This window comes from Streptomyces krungchingensis (assembly GCF_054729265.1).
In genome coordinates this window covers 3,828,667-3,852,487 of the sequence record NZ_JBPUKY010000001.1, presented here as the reverse complement: position 1 = coordinate 3,852,487, position 23,821 = coordinate 3,828,667, and the positions used below count along the sequence as shown (strand labels likewise).

Annotated in this window: 15 protein-coding genes and 3 tRNA genes; 10 read left to right on the top strand and 8 right to left on the bottom strand. The window is 71.7% G+C overall.

The genetic code is table 11. The features are described from left to right. The first annotated feature begins 172 nt into the window (after positions 1 to 172). From ACSYGO_RS17090 to ACSYGO_RS17070, 5 genes are all read left to right on the top strand, one after another. Positions 173 to 1,102 carry a sirohydrochlorin chelatase gene (locus tag ACSYGO_RS17090; RefSeq protein WP_426680537.1) on the top strand — a complete coding sequence of 310 codons (930 nt, stop codon included), beginning with the start codon at positions 173 to 175 and terminating at the stop codon, positions 1,100 to 1,102. Between the two features lie 74 nt (positions 1,103 to 1,176). Further along, positions 1,177 to 2,598, top strand: a complete 1,422-nt coding sequence (locus tag ACSYGO_RS17085) for a deoxyguanosinetriphosphate triphosphohydrolase (protein WP_426680536.1) — start codon at positions 1,177 to 1,179, stop codon at positions 2,596 to 2,598. Positions 2,599 to 2,691: 93 nt separating this feature from the next. After that, complete coding sequence (locus ACSYGO_RS17080) at positions 2,692 to 3,957, top strand: NAD(P)/FAD-dependent oxidoreductase (protein WP_426680535.1); 1,266 nt, start codon at positions 2,692 to 2,694, stop codon at positions 3,955 to 3,957. A 51-nt stretch (positions 3,958 to 4,008) separates the two neighbouring features. Beyond that, on the top strand, positions 4,009 to 5,910 hold the full coding sequence (dnaG, locus tag ACSYGO_RS17075) for a DNA primase (RefSeq protein WP_426680534.1): 1,902 nt from the start codon (positions 4,009 to 4,011) through the stop codon (positions 5,908 to 5,910). Positions 5,911 to 6,110: 200 nt separating this feature from the next. Next, positions 6,111 to 7,418 carry an RNA polymerase sigma factor gene (locus ACSYGO_RS17070; RefSeq protein ID WP_426680533.1) on the top strand — a complete coding sequence of 436 codons (1,308 nt, stop codon included), beginning with the start codon at positions 6,111 to 6,113 and terminating at the stop codon, positions 7,416 to 7,418. A gap of 75 nt (positions 7,419 to 7,493) precedes the next feature. On the opposite strand, the gene ACSYGO_RS17065 is transcribed toward ACSYGO_RS17070, so the two are convergent. The 4 genes from ACSYGO_RS17065 to ACSYGO_RS17050 all read right to left on the bottom strand — a co-directional run bounded on the left by ACSYGO_RS17065 (position 7,494) and on the right by ACSYGO_RS17050 (position 13,355). After that, the gene (locus tag ACSYGO_RS17065) at positions 7,494 to 9,473 is read right to left on the bottom strand and encodes an ABC transporter ATP-binding protein (RefSeq protein WP_426680532.1); all 1,980 of its coding nucleotides are present in this window, start codon (positions 9,471 to 9,473) and stop codon (positions 7,494 to 7,496) included. Beyond that, on the bottom strand, positions 9,473 to 11,206 hold the full coding sequence (locus tag ACSYGO_RS17060; protein WP_460387001.1) for an ABC transporter ATP-binding protein: 1,734 nt from the start codon (positions 11,204 to 11,206) through the stop codon (positions 9,473 to 9,475). The genes ACSYGO_RS17065 and ACSYGO_RS17060 overlap by 1 nt, the downstream gene beginning before the upstream one ends. 165 nt (positions 11,207 to 11,371) lie before the next feature. Then, the gene (locus tag ACSYGO_RS17055) at positions 11,372 to 12,838 is read right to left on the bottom strand and encodes an FGGY family carbohydrate kinase (RefSeq protein ID WP_426680530.1); all 1,467 of its coding nucleotides are present in this window, start codon (positions 12,836 to 12,838) and stop codon (positions 11,372 to 11,374) included. 211 nt (positions 12,839 to 13,049) lie between these two features. Next, positions 13,050 to 13,355, bottom strand: coding sequence for a YtxH domain-containing protein (locus ACSYGO_RS17050; protein WP_426680529.1), 306 nt, complete (start codon positions 13,353 to 13,355; stop codon positions 13,050 to 13,052). Positions 13,356 to 13,500: 145 nt separating this feature from the next. Between ACSYGO_RS17050 and ACSYGO_RS17045 the strand changes: the two genes are divergently transcribed. The 4 genes from ACSYGO_RS17045 (at position 13,501) to ACSYGO_RS17030 (ending at position 14,700) form a co-directional block, all read left to right on the top strand. Then, positions 13,501 to 13,573 (top strand) — tRNA-Asn (locus ACSYGO_RS17045). Between the two features lie 5 nt (positions 13,574 to 13,578). After that, positions 13,579 to 13,651 (top strand) — tRNA-Asn (locus tag ACSYGO_RS17040). Positions 13,652 to 13,816: 165 nt separating this feature from the next. Then, positions 13,817 to 13,890: transfer RNA gene (locus ACSYGO_RS17035), tRNA-Ile, on the top strand. A gap of 588 nt (positions 13,891 to 14,478) precedes the next feature. Beyond that, positions 14,479 to 14,700 (top strand): hypothetical protein, encoded by a 222-nt coding sequence (locus ACSYGO_RS17030; protein WP_460387000.1) that lies wholly within the window; start codon positions 14,479 to 14,481, stop codon positions 14,698 to 14,700. A gap of 96 nt (positions 14,701 to 14,796) precedes the next feature. Here ACSYGO_RS17030 and ACSYGO_RS17025 read toward each other — a convergent pair whose 3' ends face one another. Together ACSYGO_RS17025 and ACSYGO_RS17020 are read right to left on the bottom strand one after the other, a co-directional pair. Beyond that, a complete protein-coding gene (locus ACSYGO_RS17025) occupies positions 14,797 to 16,092 on the bottom strand; it encodes a hypothetical protein (RefSeq protein ID WP_435223034.1) in 1,296 nt (431 codons plus the stop codon). A 202-nt stretch (positions 16,093 to 16,294) separates the two neighbouring features. Then, a complete protein-coding gene (locus ACSYGO_RS17020) occupies positions 16,295 to 17,044 on the bottom strand; it encodes an SDR family NAD(P)-dependent oxidoreductase (protein ID WP_426680526.1) in 750 nt (249 codons plus the stop codon). A 207-nt stretch (positions 17,045 to 17,251) separates the two neighbouring features. Between ACSYGO_RS17020 and ACSYGO_RS17015 the strand changes: the two genes are divergently transcribed. Further along, complete coding sequence (locus ACSYGO_RS17015) at positions 17,252 to 18,244, top strand: alpha/beta fold hydrolase (RefSeq protein ID WP_426680525.1); 993 nt, start codon at positions 17,252 to 17,254, stop codon at positions 18,242 to 18,244. Between the two features lie 259 nt (positions 18,245 to 18,503). Here the strand turns inward: ACSYGO_RS17015 and fxsT are convergent, their stop codons facing one another. Then, positions 18,504 to 22,439: an FxSxx-COOH system tetratricopeptide repeat protein gene (fxsT, locus tag ACSYGO_RS17010; RefSeq protein WP_432176890.1), complete on the bottom strand. Its 3,936-nt coding sequence runs from the start codon at positions 22,437 to 22,439 to the stop codon at positions 18,504 to 18,506. Further along, positions 22,436 to 23,749, bottom strand: a complete 1,314-nt coding sequence (locus ACSYGO_RS17005; protein ID WP_435223031.1) for a TIR-like protein FxsC — start codon at positions 23,747 to 23,749, stop codon at positions 22,436 to 22,438. Before ACSYGO_RS17005 ends, fxsT begins: the two co-directional genes overlap by 4 nt. Positions 23,750 to 23,821: the final 72 nt, after the last annotated feature.

Here is a 23,821-nt window from a genome sequence, read left to right as displayed (position 1 = left end):
GCGGCGGGACGCCGTCCGGTTCACGGCGACGGACGTGACCCGGTTCACTCGCGGCGCCGTCCCCGCAGCTCGCGCACGCTCACACCGCCCGTCCGTCCCGGCGTGAACCCCTGGAAAACACCCGTCATGCCCGCGCAACGGCCCGGCAACCTGGCACCGGCAGGATCGCTCCATGACGGCGTCGAACACTCCTCGCGACGAGTCCACGTACCGCCCGGGCGGCCCGCCGCCGCGCGGTGCCCACCCGGAAAGCCTCCTCGACGGCCACCTCGACAGTACGGCGCAACTCATGAACCGGATCACCAGCCAGCTCGGCAGCCAGCTCAGCCTCGTCTCGCTCAACGGCACGCGCCGCCCGGCACCGCCCGCGCTCGTCCTCGTGGCGCACGGCAGCCGTGACCCGCGCACCCTCGCCACCGTGCGCACCCTGGTCGAGCGGGTCCGTGAACTGCGTCCCCAGCTGCCCGTGCACCTGGGCCACATCGAACTGAACGAGCCCCTGCTGTCCGACACCCTCGCCGCCCTGCCCGCCGGCGACGCCGTCCTCGTCCCCCTGCTGCTCGGCCGCGGCTACCACGTCAAGCAGGACATCCCCGAGGCCGTGGCCGCCGCGCCGCACCTGCGGGCCCGCGTCGCCGCCCCGCTCGGCCCGCACCCGCTGCTCGTGGAGACGCTGTACGCACGGCTCGTCGAGGCGGGCTGGCGGACCAGGGCCGGCGAGGCGGCCCGCCGCGCGAGCGGTGTGGTGCTCGCCGCCGCCGGCTCCCGCGACCCCGACTCGGCCGTCGACACCCGCCGCACCGCCCACCTGCTCGCCGAGCGCCTCGGCGTCCCCGTCGTCCCCGCGTACGCGTCGGCCGCCTCGCCCACCGTCCCGGCGGCCGTGCGCGCCCTCACCACCCGCGGTCGGCACCGGATCGCCGTCGCCTCGTACTTCACCGCCCCCGGCCGCTTCGCCACCCAGTGCGCCGAGGCCGCCCCGTGGATCGCGGCCGAACCGCTCGGCGACCATCCCGCGATGGCCCGCCTCGTCCTGCACCGCTACGACCAGGCCGTCGCGGCCTCCGGGACCGTCACCGAACGCGCTCTCACCCCGGCCTGAACCGGACGGCTCCGCCCCGCCGGTCGCCGACGCCCACGCCCCGGATGTCGGTGCCTGCGTCTACTGTCGGTGGCATGGAAGGCACCGCACCGCAGGCGCACGAGACCCCGGAAAGCCCCGACCACCCCGAGAACCCCGTACGGCCCGCGCAGTCCGGGACCGGCCACGGGCCCCACGCCCCGCACGGCGGGTACGACGACTCCGCCGTGGAGCGCTGGGCCGTGGAGCCCGACAAACGTCCCGGGCGCACCGCCTTCCAGCGCGACCGCGCCCGCGTGCTGCACTCCGCCGCCCTGCGCCGCCTCGCGGGCAAGACCCAGGTCGTCACCCCCGGCACCCGGAGCCAGGTCTGGGACGCCAGCCCCCGCACCCGTCTGACGCACTCCCTGGAGTGCGCCCAGGTCGGCCGTGAGCTGGGCGCCGCGCTCGGCTGCGACCCCGACCTGGTCGAGGCGGCCTGCCTCTCGCACGACCTCGGCCACCCGCCCTTCGGGCACAACGGCGAACAGGCGCTGAACGAATTCGCCGAGGACTGCGGCGGCTTCGAGGGCAACGCGCAGTCCCTGCGGCTGCTCACCCGGATCGAGCCCAAGAGGTTCGTGCGCAGCGACGCCGTGGTACCGGCCGCCGGCGGAGGAGGCGACCTCGTCAGCGTCGGGCTCAACCTCACCCGGGCCGCGCTCGACGCCGCCACCAAGTACCCCTGGCCGCGCGGCGCCCACCCCACCGACCCCACGTCCCCGAAATTCGGGGTGTACGAGGACGACCGGCCGGTCTTCGACTGGATCCGCAAGGGTGCCCCCGGCAGCCGCACCTGCTTCGAGGCCCAGGTCATGGACTGGTCGGACGACGTGGCCTACTCGGTCCACGACGTCGAGGACGGGCTGCACGCCGGCCACATCGACCCCAACTGCCTGCACGCCGAACCGGAACGGCAGGAGATCTTCGCGGTCGCCATCGGCCGCTACGTCCCCGCGGACACCGACCCCGCCGAGCTGTCCGAGGCCCTGGACCGGCTCCTGGACCAGGAGTGGTGGCCCCACGGGTACGACGGATCGGCCGTCGCGCAGGCCCGGTTGAAGGACGCGACCAGCCAGCTCATCGGCCGCTTCTGCCTGGCCGCGGAGGGCGCCACCCGCGCCACCTACGGCAGCGGCCGCCTCGGCAGGTACACGGCGGAGCTCGTCGTGCCGCGCGCCGCCCGTCACGAGTGCGCCGTTCTCAAGGCCGTCGCCCACCGGTACGTGATGCAGCGCGCCGAGCAGGAGCGGCTCCGCGCCGATCAGCGCGTCGTGGTCGCCGAGCTGGCCGAGGCACTCACCGCACGCGCCCCCGACGGACTGGATCCGCAGTTCCGGGCGCTGTTCGACGACGCGACCGACGACCGCGCCCGCAAGCGCGTGATCGTCGACCAGATCGCATCCCTCACCGACGCCTCGGCGCGTTCCCTGCACCACAGGCTCACCACGCGTTCCCATGGGGGCGCAGGAGTGTGACCCTGCGTGGCCTGATCGGGCCACACCCTCTTCCCGCATCACGCTCCGTGCGGGACGCTCGCATGTGGCGACATCCTTACGAGGAGGCATCAAGTGGTCGACGCGGATCAGACATTCGTCATCGTCGGAGGAGGTCTCGCCGGCGCGAAGGCGGCCGAGACGCTCCGGGCTGAGGGTTTCACCGGGCGCGTGATACTGATCGGCGACGAACGCGACCACCCCTACGAACGGCCGCCGCTGTCCAAGGGCTACCTCCTCGGCAAGGAGGAGCGCGACAGCGTCTTCGTCCACGAACCCGCGTGGTACGCGCAGAACGACGTCGAGCTGCACCTCGGCCAGACCGTCGACGCCATCGACCGGACCGCCAAGACCGTCCGCTTCGGCGACGACGGCACCCTCGTCCACTACGACAAGCTGCTCCTCACCACCGGCGCCGAGCCCCGCCGCCTCGACATCCCGGGCACCGACCTGGCCGGCGTCCACCACCTGCGCCGCCTGGCCCACGCCGAGCGCCTCAAGGGCGTCCTCGCCGCCCTCGGCCGCGACAACGGCCACATCGTCATCGCCGGGGCCGGCTGGATCGGCCTGGAGGTGGCCGCCGCGGCCCGGGAGTACGGCGCCGAGGTCACCGTCGTCGAACCCGAGCCGACCCCGCTGCACGGGGTCCTCGGCCCCGAGCTCGGCCAGCTCTTCGCCGAGCTGCACCGCGAGCACGGCGTCCGCTTCCACTTCGGCGCGCGGCTCACCGAGATCGTCGGCCAGGACGGCGTGGTCCTCGCGGCCCGTACCGACGACGGGGAGGAGCACCTCGCGCACGACGTGCTCGCCGCGATCGGCGCCGCCCCGCGGGTCGCCCTCGCCGAGGCGGCCGGTCTGGAGCTGGCCGACCGCGCGCACGGCGGCGGGATCGTGGTGGACGCCCGCCTGCGCACCTCGGACCCCGACATCCACGCCGCCGGCGACGTGGCGTCCTTCCCGCTCGGCCTGTTCGACACCCGGGTGCGTGTCGAGCACTGGGCCAACGCGCTCAACGGCGGCCCGGCGGCCGCCCGCGCGATGCTGGGCCGCGACACGGTGTACGACCGCGTGCCCTACTTCTTCTCCGACCAGTACGACATGGGGATGGAGTACAGCGGCTGGGCGCCCCCGGGCTCGTACGACCAGGTGGTGATCCGCGGCGACGCCGGAAAGCGTGAGTTCATCGCGTTCTGGGTGAAGGACGGCCGGGTCCTCGCCGGGATGAACGTGAATGTGTGGGACGTCACAGAGCCGATCCAGCGGCTGGTCCGGTCCCGGGCCCAGGTGGACACCGAGGCGCTGGCCGACCCGCACACCCCTCTCGACGGTCTCGTCGCCTGAGGACAGCCCTCAGGCGTCAGGACTGTCGGTGCGCCACCGTAGAATTCATGCGTGGCAGGACGGATCAACGACGAGGACGTGAAGGCGGTACGGGACGCGGTCCCGATCGACGCCGTGGTGTCCGAGTACCTCCAGCTGCGCAACGCGGGCGGCGGCAACCTGAAGGGGCTGTGCCCGTTCCACGACGAGAAGTCCCCGTCCTTCCAGGTCAGCCCGAGCAAGGGGCTCTTCCACTGCTTCGGCTGCCAGGAAGGCGGCGACACCATCACGTTCGTGATGAAGGTCGACCACCTCTCCTTCTCGGAGGCCGTCGAGCGGCTGGCCGGCCAGGCCGGCATCACCCTGCGGTACGAGGAGGGCGGGTACAACCCCTCCCACCAGCGCGGTGAGCGCATCCGCCTGGTGGAGGCGCACAAGGTGGCCGCCCAGTTCTACGTCGAGCAGCTCGGCACCAGCCCCGAGGCCGACACCGGCCGCACGTTCCTCGCCGAGCGCGGCTTCGACCAGGCCGCCGCGGCCCACTTCGGCGTCGGGTACAGCCCCCAGGGCTGGGACCACCTCACCCGCTATCTGCGCGGCAAGGGCTTCACCGACAAGGAACTGCTGCTGTCCGGCCTCTCCCAGGAGGGCCGCCGCGGCCCCATCGACCGCTTCCGCGGACGCCTGATGTGGCCGATCCGCGACATCGGCGGCGACGTCGTCGGCTTCGGCGCCCGCAAGCTCTACGAGTCGGACAACGGCCCCAAGTACCTGAACACGCCGGACACGGCGATCTACCGGAAGTCCCAGGTGCTGTACGGCATCGACCTCGCCAAGAAGGAGATCGCCAAGAGCAGCCGGGCGGTCGTCGTCGAGGGCTACACCGACGTCATGGCCTGCCACCTGGCCGGCGTCACCACCGCCATCGCCACCTGCGGCACGGCCTTCGGCGGCGACCACATCAAGATCCTCCGCCGCCTCCTGATGGACAACGGCTCGGCGCGGGTCATCTTCACCTTCGACGGCGACGCGGCCGGCCAGAAGGCGGCCCTGCGCGCCTTCGAGGACGACCAGAAGTTCGCCGCGGAGACGTACATCGCGATCGCCCCGGACGGCATGGACCCCTGCGAGCTGCGCCTCGCCAAGGGCGACGACGCCGTCGCGGACCTCGTCGAACCGCGTACGCCGCTCTTCGAGTTCGCCCTGCGCCAGATCGTCCTGCGCTACGACCTGGAGACCCCGGCGGGCCGCGCCGCCGCCCTCGACGAGGCGGCGCCCGTCGTCGCCCGCATCAAGAACAGCGGCGCGCAGCACGAGGTCGCCGTGCAGCTCGCGGGCATGCTCGGCATCCTCGACACCCAGTTCGTGGTCAAGCGGGTGGCCCAGCTGGCCCGTTGGGCCCGTGAGCGGGGCGGCCGGACCCCGGCGCCGTCCGGACCGCGGCCCCAGCAGGCGTACGCGGCCGTCCAGGCACCCGCGGGCGGTCCCGCCCTCACCCTGCGCAACCCCGTCTTCGCCACCGAACGCGAACTGCTGAAACTCGCCCTCCAGCGGCCCGAACTGGTCGCGCCGGCCTTCGACGCGTACGGCGTGGACGAGTTCACCGCCCCGCCGTACGCCGCCGTACGCCAGGCGATCATGGAGGCGGGCGGCGCCGAGTACGGCGTGCAGGACTCCCAGGAGTACCTCGTCCGGGTCCGTGAGGCCGCGCCGGACGACATGGTCCGCGCCATGGTCACCGAGCTCGCCGTCGAGGCGATCCTGCGCAAGACCGTCGACGAGGGGTACGCGGGCGACCAGCTCGTCATGGTCCGCCGCCGCGCCGTCGACCGTCGCGTCCGCGACGTGCAGAGTTCCCTCGCCCGTCTCAGCGCCCATGGGGACCCGGCCCAGCTGGCCGCCGTGCAGAACGAGTTGTGGGTCCTCCAGCAGTACGGGCAGGCGTTGCGGGAGCGGGGCGCGGAGGCGCTCTGAGCGCCCGGCCTACGGGCACCGGTGCCCGGCCTTCCGCTTGCTGCCGCCCCACCGCCCCCTCACGTGCAGCTTTCAACCAGTTTGGGGTCCGGGAAAGCGCGCACCCGTCACCACGGTAACCACGCGGTCACGGACCGGACGCAAAAAGTCACCGCACGCCCCTCGTGGCGGCGATGTGTCGTACTCCACACTGGGTTCCGGTGCCTGAGTCCTCGGAGCGCGGCCGGCCCGCACGCGACGGGTTCCCGATCCCCGCGGTTCCGCCACACGACTACGGGATGGACAGCGGCGAGGCCGTCGACCCCATCCCCGACGTACCGCTGCCGCACGCCTCAGCAGCGACATTCCTGGAGGTCGCCCCCGTGCAGACCCAGACCCTCACCCAGACCGACAGCACCACGGACGCGGACGCCGAGGCGGACACCGTCGCGGCGGTCCCCCCGCAGAGCCGTGGTGCGCACCACCCCGAGACCGGGCCGGACGGCCCGCCGGAACTCGACGGCCCGCCGCCCGGTGCCGTCGAGAGCGAGGCGGAGACCGAGGCCGAGGCCCCCGAACCGGTCGAAGCGCCCCGCAGCCGCGCCACGGACACCGCCGGACCCTCCTCCGACCTGTTCCGCCAGTATCTGCGCGAGATCGGGCGGATCCCCCTGCTCACCGCGGCCGAGGAGGTCGAACTCGCCCGCCGCGTGGAGGCAGGACTCTTCGCCGAGGAGAAGCTCCGCCTCACGCCCGACCTGGACAGCCAGCTCGCCCTCGACCTGGACCGGCTCGTCGTCATGGGCCGTATGGCCAAGCGCCGACTGATCGAGGCGAACCTGCGGCTCGTCGTCTCCGTCGCCAAGCGGTACGTGGGCCGCGGCCTGACCATGCTCGACCTGGTCCAGGAGGGCAACCTCGGCCTCATCCGGGCCGTCGAGAAGTTCGACTACGCCCGCGGGTACAAGTTCTCGACCTACGCCACCTGGTGGATCCGGCAGGCCATGTCCCGCGCCCTCGCCGACCAGGCCCGCACCATCCGCGTGCCGGTCCACGTCGTCGAGCTGATCAACCGGGTCGTCCGGGTGCAGCGGCGCATGCTGCAGGAACGCGGCTACGAGCCGACGCCCGAAGAGGTCGCCGCGCAACTGGACCTGCCCGGCGAGCGGGTCAGCGAAGTGCTGCGGCTGGCGCAGGAGCCGGTGTCCCTGCACGCTCCGGTGGGCGAGGAGGACGACGTCGCGCTGGGCGACCTGATCGAGGACGGCGACGCCGCGTCCCCCGTGGAGTCCGCCGCGTTCCTGCTGCTCCGCGAGCACCTGGAGGCGGTGCTGTCCACGCTGGGCGAGCGCGAGCGCAAGGTGGTCCAGCTGCGGTACGGCCTCGCGGACGGACGGCCGCGCACGCTGGAGGAGATCGGGCGGATCTTCGGCGTCACGCGGGAGCGGATCCGCCAGATCGAGTCGAAGACCCTCAACAAGCTGCGCGACCACGCGTTCGCGGACCAGCTGCGCGGCTACCTCGACTGACGCGGCACGCGCCGGTGCCCCCTCCGCCGGCCCCCGGGCCGAGGGCCTGGAGGGGGCGGAGGGGTCGGAAACTCCCTAGTCCACCTCGGCCACGGCCTGGGCGAACTGCGCCTGGTACAGCCGCGCGTACGCCCCGCCGGAGGCGAGCAGCTCCGCGTGCGCACCCTGCTCGACGATGGACCCGTTCTCCATGACGAGGATCGTGTCCGCGTCCCGGATGGTGGAGAGCCGGTGCGCGATCACGAACGACGTCCGCCCGTGCGCGAGCTTCGCCATCGCCTTCTGGATCAGCACCTCGGTACGGGTGTCGACGGAGCTCGTGGCCTCGTCGAGGACCAGGATCACCGGGTCCGACAGGAACGCCCGGGCGATCGTGATCAGCTGCTTCTCGCCCGCGCTGACCCCGGTGCCCTCGTCGTCGATCACGGTGTCGTAGCCGTCCGGCAGCGTACGGATGAACCGGTCGGCGTGCGCCGCGCGCGCCGCCTCCTCGATCTCCCCGCGCGTGACGCCCACCCGTCGCCCACCACCGCCCTTGCCGGAGGCGCTTCGCGCCGCCCCTTCCACTCCGGCCCCGTACGCGATGTTCTCGGCGATCGTGCCCCCGAACAGCCAGGTGTCCTGGAGCACCATGCCGATCGCGGCCCGCAGGTCGTCCCGGGACATCGAGGCGATGTCGACCCCGTCGAGGGTGATGCGTCCGCCGGTGACGTCGTAGAAGCGCATCAGCAGGTTCACCAGCGTCGTCTTGCCCGCGCCGGTCGGACCGACGATCGCGACCGTGTGCCCCGGCTCGACCTTCAGCGACAGGTCCTCGATGAGCGGCTTCTCGGGGTCGTAGCGGAAGGACACGTGCTCCAGCGCCACGCGTCCGCGCAGCTCGTCGGGGCGCGCCGCCGGAACCGGGTCGGCCTCCTGCTCGTCCGCGTCCAGCAGTTCGAAGATGCGTTCCGCGGACGCGACGCCCGACTGCACCAGGTTCGCCATCGAGGCGACCTGCGTCAGCGGCATCGAGAACTGGCGGGAGTACTGGATGAAGGCCTGCACGTCGCCGATCGACAGCGTGCCGGAGGCGACCCGCAGTCCGCCGACCACGGCCACCAGCACGTAGTTCAGGTTCGACACGAACATCATCAGCGGCTGCATGACCCCGCTGTTGAACTGCGCCTTGAACCCGGCCTCGTACAACTGCTCGTTCTGCTCGGCGAACTGGGCCGCGGACTCGTCCTGCCGCCCGAACACCTTCACCAGGGTGTGCCCGGTGTACATCTCCTCGATGTGGGCGTTGAGCTTGCCGGTGGTGCGCCACTGCTGCACGAAGTGCGGCTGCGACCGCTTGCCGACGCGCGTGGCGACGTAGAAGGAGAGCGGCACGGTCACCAGCGCGACCAGCGCCAGCAACGGCGAGATCCAGAACATCACGACCAGCACGCCGACGATCGTCAGCAGCGAGTTGACCAGCTGGCCCATGGACTGCTGGAGGGTCTGCTGGATGTTGTCGATGTCGTTCGTCGCGCGGCTGAGGACCTCACCGCGCTGCCGCTTGTCGAAGTAGGACAGCGGCAGCCGTGAGAGCTTCGCCTGCATGTCCTCACGCATCCGGTAGACGGTCTTGTTGACGGCGCGGTTCACCATCCGCGTCGCCACCGCCATCAGCAGACCGGCCAGCAGGAACGTGCACAGCGCGAGCAGGAGCACACGGCCGACGGCGTCGAAGTCGATGCCCACGCCGGGGGTGAAGTCCGTCCCCGAGAGCATGTCGGCGATGCCGCCCTCGCCGCGTTCCCGCATCCCTTCGAGGACCTCGGACTTGGAGGCCCCGGCCGGCATCTGCCGTCCGATGATGCCCGCGAAGACGAGGTCGGTGGCCTTGCCGAGGATCTTCGGGCCGACCACCGAGAGGCCGACGCTCAGGACGACCGCGACGAGCATCACGCACATCGTGACGCGTTCCGGTTTGAACTGGGACAGGAGCCGCTTGCCCGACCCCTTGAAGTCCATCGAGCGCTGGTCGGGGCCGCCCCCGGCCATCATGCGTCCCATGGGCCCGGCCATCAGGCAGCCTCCGCTTCCGTGAGCTGGGAGAGCACGATCTCCCGGTAGGTCTCGTTGTCCGCCATCAGTTCGTGATGCCGTCCGCTGCCGACGATCCGGCCCTCGTCGAGGACCACGATCCGGTCGGCGTCCCGGATGGTCGACACCCGCTGGGCCACGATCACCACGGTCGCCTCGGCGGTCTCCTCGGCGAGCGCCGCCCGCAGCGCCGCGTCCGTCGCGTAGTCGAGCGCGGAGAAGGAGTCGTCGAAGAGGTAGATCTCCGGGCGCTGCACGAGGGTGCGGGCGATGGCGAGGCGCTGGCGCTGACCGCCGGACACGTTGGTGCCGCCCTGCGCGATCGGCGAGTCCAGACCGTTCTCCAGCGTCTGGACGAAGCCCTTGGCCTGCGCCACCTCCAGCGCGTGCCACAGCTCCTCGTCGGTGGCGTCGGGATTGCCGTAGCGGAGGTTGCTCGCGACGGTGCCCGCGAACAGGTACGGCTTCTGCGGGACGAGACCGACCGTCCTGGCCAGTAGCTTCGGGTCGATGGTCGAGACGTCCACGCCGTCGACGAGCACCGCGCCCTCGGTGGCGTCGAACAGCCGGGGGACCAGGCCCAGCAGGGTGGACTTGCCGCTGCCCGTGGAGCCGATCACGGCGGTCACCTCACCGGGCCGGGCCACCAGGTCGATGGCCTTGAGGACCGGCTCCTCGGCGCCCGGATAGCGGAACCCGGCCTGCCTGACCTCCAGATGGCCGTGGCGGCGCAGCTCGACGACGGGCGCGGACGGCGGGACCAGGCTGCTGTCGGTGCCGAGCACCTCCTCGATGCGCTCGGCGCAGACCTCCGCGCGCGGCACCATCATGAACATGAAGGTGGCCATCATCACGGACATCACGATCTGCATGAGGTAGGCGAGGAACGCGGTCAGGTCGCCGATCTGCATGCCGCCGCTGTCGATGCGGTGGGCGCCGAACCAGACGACCGCGATGGACGACACGTTCACCACCGTCATGACGATGGGGAACATCAGCGCGAGCATCCGGCCGGTGGCCAGCGACGTCTGCGTCAGCTCGGTGTTGGCGCCGCGGAAGCGGTCCTTCTCGTAGTCGTCGCGCACGAACGCGCGGATCACCCGGTTGCCGGAGATCTGCTCGCGCAGCACCCGGTTCACGGTGTCCAGCCGCGTCTGCATGGTGCGGAACAGCGGGCGCAGCCTGCGCACGATGAGGGTCACGCAGATGCCGAGCACCGGCACGACGGCGACGAGGACCGCGGACAGCGGCACGTCCAGGCCGAGCGCCAGGATGATGCCGCCCACACACATGATCGGCGCCGACACCAGGAGGGTGAACGTCATCAGCGTCAGCATCTGCACCTGCTGGACGTCATTGGTGGTGCGGGTGATCAGCGACGGGGCCCCGAAGTGGCCGACCTCACGGGCCGAGAAGGACTGGACGCGGTCGAAGACGGCGGCCCGGATGTCCCGGCCGACGGCCGACGCCGTACGGGCGCCGTAGTAGACCGCTCCGATGTTGCAGACGACCTGCGCCATCGAGATGCCGATCATCAGTGCCCCGAAGGACACGATGTAGCCCGTGTCTCCCTTCACGACACCGTTGTCGATGATGTGCGCGTTCAGCGTGGGCAGATAGAGCGTGGCGCACGTCTGCAGGAACTGCAGCAGCACCAGCAGGGCGATGGGCTTCTTGTACGGACTGAGGTGGGTACGCAGGAGTCGTATGAGCACGCGGGGTCTCTCGGGGTCGTCGACGGCTGGGTGATCGGTACGCGATCGGGTGGTGCACCACCCCCTATCGTCGAACACTCCACCCGCGTTACCTCAACCGAATTAACCCGACCGCGGTCCCGCGACGGGCCCGGCCCCGGTCCTTCGACGGAGGCCGGCGCGGCGCTACGGCGCCCCCGGACCGCGGAACGCCCCAGGATGCGTCTGCTCCCGTACGGACACGTACTGCTGCCGTACGGCCTGGCCCACGGCGAGCTCCTCGCCGGGCTCCAGCACCTGGGCGACCGGACCCTGCCACATCGGCGGCGTCCGCGGGTCGAGCGCGCCCTGCGAGACCCCCAGGGCCCAGGCCGCCTGCCGGGCCGCGCCGAGCGCCGCGTAGTCCGCGGGCTGCGGCACGACGACCTGCGCGCCGAACAGCGCGGGCGCCACCGCCTGGACGGCGGGCAGTTCGGCGGCCTGCCCCAGCAGGAAGATCCGGCGTACGTCGACGCCGCGCCCGCGCAGTACGTCCAGCGCGTCCGCGAGCCCGCACAGCATGCCCTCGAAGGAGGCCCGTGCCAGGTGCTCGGGCCGCATGGACTCCCGCCGCAGCCCGGCGAGGGTGCCCGCCGTGTGCGGCAGGTTCGGCGTCCGCTCGCCCTCCAGATAGGGCAGCAGGACGAGGCCGTGGGCGCCGGGTGTCGACTTCATCGCCAGATCGGACAGGCCCTCCAGGTCGGGCACGCCGAGCAGCTCGGCGGTGCCCCGCAGGGCCCGTACGGCATTGAGGGTGGTGACGACCGGCAGATGCATGCCCGTCGCGTCCGCGAGGGAGGTGATCATGCCGCTGGAGTCCACCAGCGCCTCGGGGTGCACGGCCATCACGGACCCGGAGGCGCCCAGCGACACCACCGCGTCCCCGAGCCCGATGCCGAGCCCGAAGGCCGCCGCCATCGTCTCGCCGGTCCCCGCCGAGATCAGCAGCCCCTCCGGTGTGGTGCCGGCCGCCTCGGCGGGACCCAGCACGTCGGGCAGGGACGCCTGGTGTCCGAGTGCCAGTTCGACGAGGTCGGGCCGGTAGGCGCCGGTGGCCGCGGACCAGTAGCCGGTCCCGGAGGCCCCGCCCCGGTCGGTGGTGCGCCGCGCGGGGCGGCCCAGCAGCTGCCACACCAGCCAGTCGTGCGCCTGCATCAGGAGGGCGGTGCGCCGCGCCGACTCCGGCTCGGTCCTGCTGAGCCAGCGCAGCTTGGTCACCGGCTGCGCGGCCTGCGGCACGGAGCCCACGGCCTGGGCCCACGCCTCGCGTCCGCCGAGCGCGTCCACCAGGTCGGCGGCCGCGACCTGGGCGCGCTTGTCGCCGCCGACCAGCGCGGGGCGCACGGTGTTGCCCTGCACGTCCAGCGGGACCAGGGCGTTCTGCTGCGCGGAGACACCGATGGCCTGCACGCCTTCGAGCAGGCCGCCGCCGGCCGCCTCGCCCAGGGAGAGTAGCCAGGCCTGCGGATCCACGTCCGAAGGACGGCCGCCGCTCTCGGCGGCCTCCACCGGATGCGGCGCATACCCCTGCCTGAGCACGGCACCCGTGTCCGTGTCGCAGACGACGATACGAGTGAAATCGGGCGAACTGTCCAGCCCGGCGACTATCCCCATGGCGGAAATTCTGCCGTACGCCACGAGGTGTGCGCGCCGCACGGGCCCTGGGGGGTTTCGTTTGGATCAGGTCGGATCAGGCCGCGGCGCATGGTGCGGTGCATCGCAAGGCGGAGCCTCACCCGCGTACTGGGCGTACTCGGGTGAGGCGACAACGCGGCGAGGTGCCGTGCCGGGCGTCGCGGACCCGAGCTGATCCGAACGACACCCCCTACGTGTTGCTGGTGCCCCAGTCGTCCTCGACCTGACCGTTGGTGTTCCGCTCGCGCAGGGAGCGCACGCGCTCGGCGACCGAGTCCGGGACGTGGTCGCCGACCTTCTCGCTCACGGCGTGGAACGCCTTGCCCGCGACCACGCGGCCCTGCTGGGCGGCGGTCTCCGCGGTGTTGCGCACCGCCGGGTTCTGGGCGACCTGGCGTGCGGACTTCTTCAGCTGCTCGTAGCGCTCGCGCCCGGCGCGCGTGCCGAGCACGTAACCCAGGGCCAGTCCGGCGACGAATGTGAGCCGGTAGCGCATGACGGCCACCCTTCCCTTGCGTCGGCATCGGTGCGGAGGGAACCGATTGGCGGAGCACCCCCCTGCTTGCGCTAATGTATGTGTCGCAGCGAGCGCACGCCCCCTGGCGAATACCCAGGTAGGTACGTTCGATGCAACGAGGCAATCCTCCGTAGCTCAATTGGCAGAGCAGCCGGCTGTTAACCGGCAGGTTACTGGTTCGAGTCCAGTCGGGGGAGCTCGATCTCCTGTAGCTCAATTGGCAGAGCAGCCGGCTGTTAACCGGCAGGTTACTGGTTCGAGTCCAGTCGGGAGAGCAACGGAAGAGGACCCCTCAGGGGTCCTTTTTCATGCCCGGGGGAACCGCGCGGGGCGCGCCGAAGTCCTCATGGTCATGTGATGCCGACCATCCGAAGCAGGAGATCGTATGAGCGGCTATGCTGCGGCAGACGGCGCGCACAAATGTGCGCGACACGCCGTACGGGGCGGTAGCTCAGCCGGTTAGAGCAGCGGACTCATAATCCGTCGGCCGTGGGTTCGAGTCCCACCCGCCCCACCCAGTGCTACGCGTGCAGAAACGATCTGACCTGTGTGGTCTCCGCCCTGACTGGGTTTCACCGGTCAGGGCGGACGTGTCTGTGGAGCCGCCGTCACCCGTGCGGCGGCCGGTCGCACCCGAACTGCCCCCTGAGTGATGAGGTCTTGGGCACAAGCCACGACGGTCTCCGCCGCGGGGGCTGGCCCGCCGGCCCAGCAGCCGCTCCACGGCGCACACATGGGCGTCCGCGAGGTCGCGTACGTCGACGGCCTCCCGGCCGACGCGGGGGTGTCCGGGACCCTGCGGTGCCAAGGACTGTTCCGCTCCTCTCCGGCTCCTGCCGGCCAACGTATCGGAGAGATCTCCGCTTATCGGTGCCGGGGTACGGGGACGCGGCGCCCGTGGCGGACCATGAGGAAGATCGATCTGCCGCCCGCCCGCGGAGGGGCAGTGGCCGGACGTGTACCGGCACGACGTGGAACGCCTCGTCGGCGAGGTGGATCAGGTGCGGGCCGAGAACGCGCCGCTGGACGCGTTCCGCGTCCGGTTCGGACGGCTCGCCGCCCATGTGCGCCTCCAGCACGGCCTCGGCGAGGCTCCGCACACGTGGCGGCCCAGAAGGTCATCAGTGACACGTACGCGCCCGTGACGGGCGCCGCCGCCCGGCCCCTGAAGGCCTGCGAGCGCGACGGCAGTGTGCGGTCCGGCCTCGACGCCGCCGACGTGCTGCTGCTCATGGGGTTCCTGTGGCGCGTCGGACCCGGCGGGGAGGGGCTCGCCCGGGCACGCCGCATCATGGAACTCGCCATCGACGGCTTCCGTCCGTAGGGCCGGGGGCCTGGAAGGCCCGGTCTCCGCGGGCCCGGGCAAGCGGAAGCCGGCCGGGCTGTGGGCGCCGGCCGGCTCCGATGGGGGGTGCGGTCGTCAGCGGCGGGCCGCGCGGCGCCGCATCACGACGACGGTGCCCGTGCCGACGGCGAGGGCCGCGGCGGCGGCACCCGCGAGGGGCAGGGCGGGACCGGAGCCGGTGCTCGCCAGGTCGCCGTCGACGGCGGAGTCGCCCGAGGTGCCGCTCGTGGACGATCCGCCCGTGCCGCCGGTGGAGCCGGAGCCGCCGGTGGACGAGGAGCCGGAGCCGCCGGTGGAGGTCGAGCCGTCACCGCCGGTCGAACCGCTACCGCCGGTCGAACCGCCGGCGCCGCCGGTCGAGCCGCTGCCCGCGACGGCGAGGGTGATGGCGGCCTTGTCGTTCTTCTTGTTCTCGTCGAACGGACGGGCCGTCCCGTTCAGCGCGACGGAGCCCTTGGCCCCGGCGACCGCCTTGGTGATCTTCAGCTTGAAGTCGTACGTGCCCTCGTACGCCGCCTCCACCCAGGCCTGGGCGGTGCCGCACTCGTAGGTGCCGGTGTCCACCTTGTTGCAGAAGCCGTCGGTCTTGGTCACCTCGGTGCCCGCGGGCATCTTGATCAGGATCCGGGTCGACGGGGCGCCCAGCTCCGGGAGCACCCAGCCCGGACCGGCGTTGGTGAACTTCGCCCGGAGGTCGACCGTCTCGCCGACCTTGCCCTTCAGTGCGGCTCCCGTCACCTGGAAGTCGGCCGTGCTGTCCGCGGTCACCCGCACGCTGATCCGGTCCCAGTCCTCGTGCTCCGCGGAGCCGGGCTCGGCCGCGGGGGCGTCGGGGCGCTCGACGAGCTTGACCGCGGGGCCGATGCCGCGCACCGGCGTCGAGGCGCCTTCGGAAGGCGCGGCGTCGTAGTTGGCGACCGAGACGGAGAGGTCGTCGTACAGCGCGCGGTCGAGCGCCTTGATCGTCACCGGTGTCTCCGGGGCGTACGCGACGCCCGGCTTCACGGTCTGGTCGAACTCGCAGACCGCGTCGGAACGGCTCGGGGCCTCGTCGAAGGAACTGACCTCGTAGCGAAGGCAGTTGGACGGCAGCTCCGCCTGGCTCAGGCCCTCGGTCACCGAGTACGCGATCCAGACCTTGCCGAGGTCCGCGGGACCGGTGTTGGTGAAGGTGACCGGCACGTCGAAGCTGCCGCCCGGCTTCAGGCCCTCCGGCGGGGCGATCTTGCCCAGGACCAGCCCGGGCGCCGGGTCGGCGGCGAGGGCGGGCGCGGCTCCCAGGGAGATCACGGCGACGGCGCCGATCGCGCCGGCTCCGATCACGCCGGCGGTCCGGCGGAGCGTACGGCGGTCGGGAGCGGTGTGCGGCATGGAGATCCCTCTGGGTGAAGCGTCGGTGACGGTCGGACGAACTGCGCGGGAACGCCAGTTCCCCACTCCTGAGACACGTGTGACGGCTGAAGGGTTGCACGCGGCGGAGAGCCGGATCCCCCGGCGGGAGGCCGGAGATCCGCGACGCGGCGGTTCGCCGGCGGTCGCCTCCGGGGCCGTCCGCGGATCTCCGGCCGTCGGCTCAACGCCCCAGCGCGGCACCGCCGTTGATGTGCAGCAACTGGCCCGTCACATACGCGGCCTCGGGAGACGCCACGTACCGGATGAGCGCGGCGATCTCCGCCGGGTGGCCCGGCTGTCCCGTGAGGGACTGCGCGACCCGGGAGGCGACGAACTCCGGAGTGGCGCGGTCGCCGAAGAACTCGGTGTCGCCGACGAAGCCGGGGGCGACCGCGTTCGCGGTGATGCCCTCGGAGCCGAGGCGCTGGGCGAGGTCGAAGGTGTAGGTGTTGATCCAGCCCTTGGAGCCGCCGTACGAGCCGGGGCCGCGCAGCGAGGCGATCGAGGAGAGCTGTACGACACGGCCGCCGGGACGGCGCAGGTGGGGGATCAGCGCCTCGGTGAGCAGGACGGCGGTCAGGACGTTGGCGTCGAAGTTGCGCCGGTAGCTCTCGGCGACGGAGGCGAGGCTGCCGTCGTGCGAAGGGGCCACGTTCCCGCCGGCGTTGGCGACCAGTACGTCGACCGGGGTGTCGTTCCCGGTGATGAACTCGCGGGCCGACTCCACCTGTTCGGGGTCGGCGAGGTCCGCCGCGTACCAGGAGGCGGTGCCCGCCCCGTGCCGCTCGTCCAGTGCGTCGGCGGCCTTGCGCAGGACGTCCTCGCGGCGGCCGAGGAGCACCACACGGTCCCCGTCCGCTGCGAACGCCTCCGCCGTCGCCAGACCGATCCCGGTCCCGCCGCCGGAGACCACCACACGTCGCCCGCCCATGGACACCCCGCCCGTCTCGTCGCTGTCCTCAGATATGAATCCTGGTCAGATCCACATACGGAGGGCGACGCTACGGAGACCGTGAAGTGGCGTCAAGTGACTTGATATGAAGCCATGTTGACCTGCGCATTCGTTTCGTGGCTCGGCCCGGTGGGCAGGGATGGGGCAGCGTTTGTCCCGGTCCATGGACCGAGGAAGGGGGGCGCTGTGCGCGATCATGTGCGGACGGCGGACGGACGGCAGCTGCGCGTGGAAGTCTCGGGGGATCCAGGGGGACGCCCGGTGTTCCTGCTGCACGGGATGCCCGGCAGCAGGGTCGGACCCAGGCCGCGTTCCATGTTCCTCTACCAGCGCGGCACCCGGCTCATCAGCTACGACCGACCTGGGTACGGGGGATCCGACCGCATGCAGGGGCGCCGGGTCGTCGACGTCGTGCAGGACGTCACCGAGGTCGCCGACGCCCTGGGGATCGACCGGTTCGCGGTGGCCGGGCGCTCCGGGGGCGCCCCGCACGCGCTGGCCTGTGCCGCGCTGATGCCGGCGCGGGTCACCCGGGCCGCCGCGCTGGTCGGGCTGGCGCCGCGGAACGCGGAGGGGCTCGACTGGTTCAAGGGAATGGCGCCGTCGAACGTCAACGAGTTCCGGACCGCGTTCACCGACCCGGAGCGTTTCGTGGCCCGGCTGATCCCGAGGTCGGCCGCCATCCGGCGCGACCCCGTGCGGCTGTTGGAGGAACTGCGGCACGACCTCACCGACGACGACCGGCAGATCGTCTCCGACAACACCATCCGCTCGATGCTGCTGCGCAACTACCGCGAGGCGCTGCGCACGTCGCCGTACGGGTGGATCGACGACGCGCTCGCGCTGACCGGGAACTGGGGTTTCGACCCGGCGGACATCAGGGTGCCGGTGCTCCTGTGGCACGGGGTGAAGGACGTCTTCTCACCGGCGTCGCACTCCTCGTGGATGGCGGCGCGGATTCCCCGCGCGACGGCCGTGCTGGAGCCGAGCGCGGCGCACTTCGCCGCGTTGCGGGCCCTGCCGAAGGTGCTGACCTGGCTGCTCGCGGACGTGCCGGTCTGGCCGGCGCACCGGCGGGGGCGGGGGGCGCACTCCGCTGCTGTGCCGGGTCCTCCCGTGCCGGTGCCTGATGCGCAGGTCTCCGGGGGCTGCCGCCCCCAGGCCCCCGCGTCGGCCTGAACGGCCTCGTCCTCAAACGCCGGACGGGCTGAGACTCGCCCCGCTCGTCCAGACGGGCGTCCTGCGGTGCCGGACGGCTGAGAGCTGCCCGGCCCGCCCACAAGGCGCCCAACAGTGGCGGGCGGGATGAGAGTTGCCCCGTTCACCCGGACGGGTGTCCTGCGGTGGCGGACGGGCTGAGGCTCGCCCCGTCCGCTCAGACGGAGCCCAACCATGCCGGGCGGGCCGATACGCCCGTCCGGCACCGCAGGGCCGTCGGTCACACCGCCAGTGGTTCCAGGTCCCGGTAGATACGGCGGCCCTCGGCCGCCACCCGGGTCATGCCGTTGTCGTCGCCGAGGCGGTCGCGCAGCTCCGACAGGGCCTCGTCGCGCAGCCGGCCGGCCTCGTCCTTGCGGCCCAGCTCGGCGAGCGTGAGGCCGTAGTTGGTGACGACGGCGAGCGTCTCCGGGTGGTGCGGACCGAGGACGGTACGCAGGGTGACGACGGCCTTCTCCTCCAGTTCACGGGCCTCGCCGAGCTGACCCTGGTCGGCGAGGACGTTGGCGTAGTTGATGCCGGTGAACAGGGTGTGCGGGTGCTTCTCGCCGAGCACCTCGCCCATGCGGCGCAGCACCTGGCGGAACACGGTCTCCGCCTCCTCCGCGTCGCCGCAGCCCCAGTGGAATATCCCCAGGTTGTTGAGGGCGGCCTGGGTGTACGGATGAGCCTCGCCCGGCACCTTCATGTACTCGGTCAGCGCCTCCCGGGCGACGTCGCGCGCCGCCTCCCGCTCGTCGGCGGCGAAGAGGTCGGCCGCCATGTTCAGGTCGCAGGCGAGCGAGTCCGGCGTCGGCGCCGGGTACTGCGCCCGGTACTGCGCGCGGGTGGCCGTCGTCAGCCGGCGCGCGTCCTCGAACTGCCCTGCCCTGCGCAGCGACACGGCGAGCGACTTCGCGCAGCTCAGCGTGCCCGGGAAGTCCTTGCCGAGGATGCGCTTGTGGGCGTCGTAGGCGCGGGAGAGCAGGGAGACCGACTCGGTGTACCGGCCGACCTCGCGCAGGTCGCGGCCCAGCCGGGCGGCCGAGGCCAGCGTGTACGGGTGGTCGGGGCCGAGGACCTCGATGCGCCGGTCGTAGGTGTCCTGGTCGATGGCGCGGGCCTCGCCGTACCGGCCGACCATGCGCAGCGCCAGCGCGAGGTTGTTGGCCGCGCTGAGGGTGCGCCGGTGCGACTCGTGGAAGATCTGGCTGAAGCCCTCGTGCGCCTCGCGGGCGAACTCCACCGCCGATCCGTACACACCGAGCGCCGCGAGGTCGCTGGCCAGGCCGGACATGGTGACGTACGTGTGCGGGTGCGAGGGGCCGAGCACGCGCTTCTGACGTTCCAGGAGCTCGGTGTTGATCTCCCGGGCCTCCACGTAACGCCCCTGCGAGCGAAGGATGTTGCCCAGCTGGCAGCGCAGATACAGGTACTGGACGTCGTCCTCGCCGAGGGCCGGCTTCCAGTGTTCGAGGAGGTCCTCGGCGAGTGCCTGGGCACCGGCGAACTCGCCGCGCTTCCAGAGGTAGCGGACACGGTCGATGAGCAGCCTGCGGGTCGGCGCCTCGGTGCAGTTGCGGGCGTCGGACGCCGACAGGTGCGGCCAGATGACCGCGAACCTCGCCCAGGTCTCGGGGTCGTCGATGGGTTCGTCGCCGTCCGGCCGGCAGCCCGCCAGGACCGTGTGCACGATGTGCCGGGCGTGCCGCTGCTCCTCCTCGGTGAGCTGGGAGCGGATCACCGCCTGCACCAGCCGGTGGACCTGGATGCTGTTGCTGACCTGGTCGACCTTGGCGAGCGCGAACCGGCCGATCTCCCGGATGACCCGGCCGAGCAGCAGACTCTCCTGGAGGGCGGGGTCGTAGGGCCGGAGGGCGTCGATCATCTCCTTGCTGTAGAGCAGGTGGACGGAGATCGGCTCGGCGGCGAGGAACGCGCACAGCTGGAGCAGCCGTACCGAGGCGGGGGAGTTCTCCCGCAGCCTGGCTATGGAGATGTTCCAGGTCGCGGCGACCGTCTTGGGGTAGTCGGCGGGCTGGTTGAGGTCGAGAACCTCTGTGGTCTGCTCGGCGAGCTGGCGCAGGTAGTCGTCGATGGGGGTGGCCGTCTCGGCGAGCCAGGCGGCGGCCTGCTCGACCGCCAGCGGCAGGTCGCCGACCGCGGTCGCCACCTGGTCCGCCTCCTCGGTGGTGAGCCCGGAGGCGCGGCGGGTCAGGTGCTCGATGCTCTCCTCGCGCAGGAACACGTCGATGGGCAGGGAGGCGCCCTCCTGCGCCCAGGCCTGGTTGCGCGAGGTGACGAGGATGTGCCCGCCGCCCCCGGTGGGGAAGAAGCGGGTGAGCTTCGCGGGGTCGTCGGCGTTGTCGAAGACCAGGATCCAGCGTTTGGTGGGCGCGCCACGGCCCAGCATCTGCACGGCCTCCTGGCTGGCCACGTTGATGTCCTCGCCGCCGGGCGCGCCGATGCGCGCGGCGAGTTCGGCGAGCGAGGAGACGACGTTGCCGGGGTCCTCGGCGGAGATCCACCACACGAGGTCGTAGTCCGCCATGAAGCGGTGCACGTACTCCAGCGCGACCTGTGTCTTGCCGACGCCGCCCAGCCCGAACAGCGCCTGGGGCTGCGGCAGGACGACCGAGATGCCCCCGCTGAGCTGGTCGCGGACGTGATCGAGGATGACGTTGCGGCCGGTGAAGGTGTTGTTGCGCTGCGGGGCGTTCCAGATGCCCGGGGTGCTGCCGGGGAAGCGCGGGCCCGAGGGTCCGCTGTCGAGGGGGCGGCCCGGCAGCTCCAGGACGTTCAGCAGCGAGGTGATGCACTGGGCCTCGTCGAGGCGGTGCAGGTCCACCGGGTTGCGGTCGAGGTAGGAATCGGGCAGCCGGACCTCGTCGACCCGCAGCGCGATCAACGGGCTGTGCGGGGTGTCCGGGTCGGTCTCTGTGAGGGTGCGCCAGACGGTGTCTGCGTAGCGGGACTTGCGGAAGGCGTTCGACAGCAGCACCAGGGTGCGGGTCGCCGGGTCGGGCTGCTCGACGGGGCCGGTGGAGATGTCGTGCGGCACGACGTTGCAGCCAGCCCGCTTCAGGAGCGCCTCGGTCCAGTCCGCCCACATGCGGTTCTCCGCCGCGTACACGATCGAGACGTCGGCCACGGACGTCATCGGCCGGCGCCGCAGGAACGCGTCGCGGCAGCGCAGCCGCACCGGCTCCGGCACCGGCGGCAGCGAGGTGACCTCGCCGTCCGAGATGACGGCCGTGAGCCGCTCGAAGGCGGACAGCAGCGAGTTCGCGATGCCGCTCTCGTCGCCGACGGTGGCGAGGGTCTCCTCGTACGCGTAGTACGGGCGGTACGGGATCTCGACGTTCCCCCAGTACGCGGTCATCTCCTCGAAGGCGAGGTCCTCGCCGCCGAGGCCCTTGGGCAGTCCGTCGAACTTCATCCGGGCGAGCGCGCGCCCCGCGTCGACCTTCTCCTTCTCACCCTCGTCGATGCGCATCGGCACCGGCAGCACCCGGATCTTGCGGTCCCGGTAGCCGTCCTCGACGCTGCGGGCCACGGCCGCCGCGCCGTCGAGGGACTGGTCGCTGAGCGTGAAGCAGTCGACGAGCACGTCGGGCATCTGCATGGTGCAGATGTCGGCGTTGTCGGACAGGCCGGTGCGGCTGTCGATCAGGACGTAGTCGTACGAGGACTTCATGTCGTCGCGCAGCGCGTCGAGGAACTGACCGCCGCCGAGGCGCTCGTAGAAGTTGTCCCATTCGAAGGACGACACGGTCGCGGAGTACGAGCGGTCCTGGCGCCCGGCGGACAGGAAGTCGAGGGAGCCGCCTTCCTGGAAACGCAGACCGAGCCGCTCCGGGGTCAGGGAGATGGCGTGCGGTTCGACGCGCGCGTAGTCCAGATGCCAGGGCCCGGAGCGCTGGGTGCCGGTGGTGGACGCCCAGGCGTACTCGTTGATGATGTCGATGACGCCGGTGGTGGCCGCGAGCGCGCTCAGGTCCAGGAACGGGTGGAAGAAGCGGTGCAGGCCCGGGGCCTCCAGGTCCCAGTCGACCGCCAGTACGCGTTTTCCGTTGGCGGCGAGGATCCATGCGGTGTTGGCCAGGGCCATGGTGCGGCCCGTGCCCCCTTTGTACGAGTAGAAGGTGATGATGCGTCCGTCCTGCACGGCCGTCATGCTTCTTCTCCTCCGTCGTCGGCTCCGCCTTCGTCCAGTGGCGGTTGGATGGGGCCCAGCAGGCGGGGCCTGCGGATCGGCGGGCCCGCGGGCGGATGCGCCTCCGCGTGCTTGAGGTACTGCCGGGTCGCGTGCGCGACGACGGCGGGCAGTACGTCGGTGAAGGCCTTCAGGGTCGGGACGCCGTTGACGGCGACCCGGCAGTCGGCGCGCCGGCCCCGGTCCAGGATCAGCGGCAGCGTCTGTTCGAGGTCCGCGGCCAGCTTGCGGCCCTCGTCCCCGTGGCACTGGATGTCGGCACGGTTCCAGGGAACGATCGCGCTCACCCAGGGCCGGGCGTTGGCGTCGAAGGCCGCGAGTCTGCGCTTGCGTTCGTCGTCGGTCAGCGCCCACCGGTCGACCAGCAGGATGCCGGGGTGACTGGGCGCCGCCTTGTCGGAGTCGTCCGCCACCAGGTTCTCGCCGGTGTCCTCGTCGTCGAAGGACGACACCGTGATCCGGTAGTCCAGGGAGCGGATCAGCTCCTCGGCGAGCGCGGGCAGCGAGCGGGTGGACTCCGAGTGGTACGGGTTCCAGTCCTGGGCGTCCTCGCCGTAGGGCCGGTTGTCCCGGTGCTCGGGGATGCTGTGCCGGGTCGGCGCGGCCACGGTCAGGTGGATGCGCCGGGGCCCCTCGCCGCGCGGCTTGAACGCGCTGGGCGTGCTCTCGTAGGGGCGGGGCCTGCTGGACGGCAGCGGCGACTCGTGGGCGATGCGCACGATCCGCTGGGCGAGCCCGAGCACGGTCTCCTCGTACTCGTCGTGGAGCCGGTTCAGCTTGATCAGGCCGTAGATCCCGTTGGCCGCGTACCGGTCGCCGAACTGTGCCTGGTCGACATGGATATGCCTTACGGAATCCGGGAGTTGGGCGTAGTCGATATGCGTCCACAGCGCGGGGACGATGGCCGACATGGCGCCGGCGCCGGTGGCCCGCGCCCGTACGATCCGCTCGTTGAAGGCGAACCATTCCCGGCCGCAACTCTCACTGGTGAAGTACCGCGGCGAGAACAGCGGCACGAACACCCGGCATGTCGCGAGATTCTCGCTGAGTTTCTCCGGCCAGCCGTCCCCGGCGCGCATCTCGCGGTCCATGAAACCCGCGGGCGCGCCCGCGGGCAGATCCGTGAGCGCCATGATGTGGTCGCACAGATCCGTGAACAGGACGTGCACCCAGTGGTCCGGATCGCCGCCGCTGGACCCCCACGCCGGTGTGTGGGCGTAACTCAGGAAGAAATACGGCCGGTTGTCCGATGCCCGTTCAGGTATGTCCACGCGCCCCCCTGCCTGTGGATGTGCCCCTACGGGATGTTCACCTGGCCGGAACCCACAATCTTCCCGACCGAG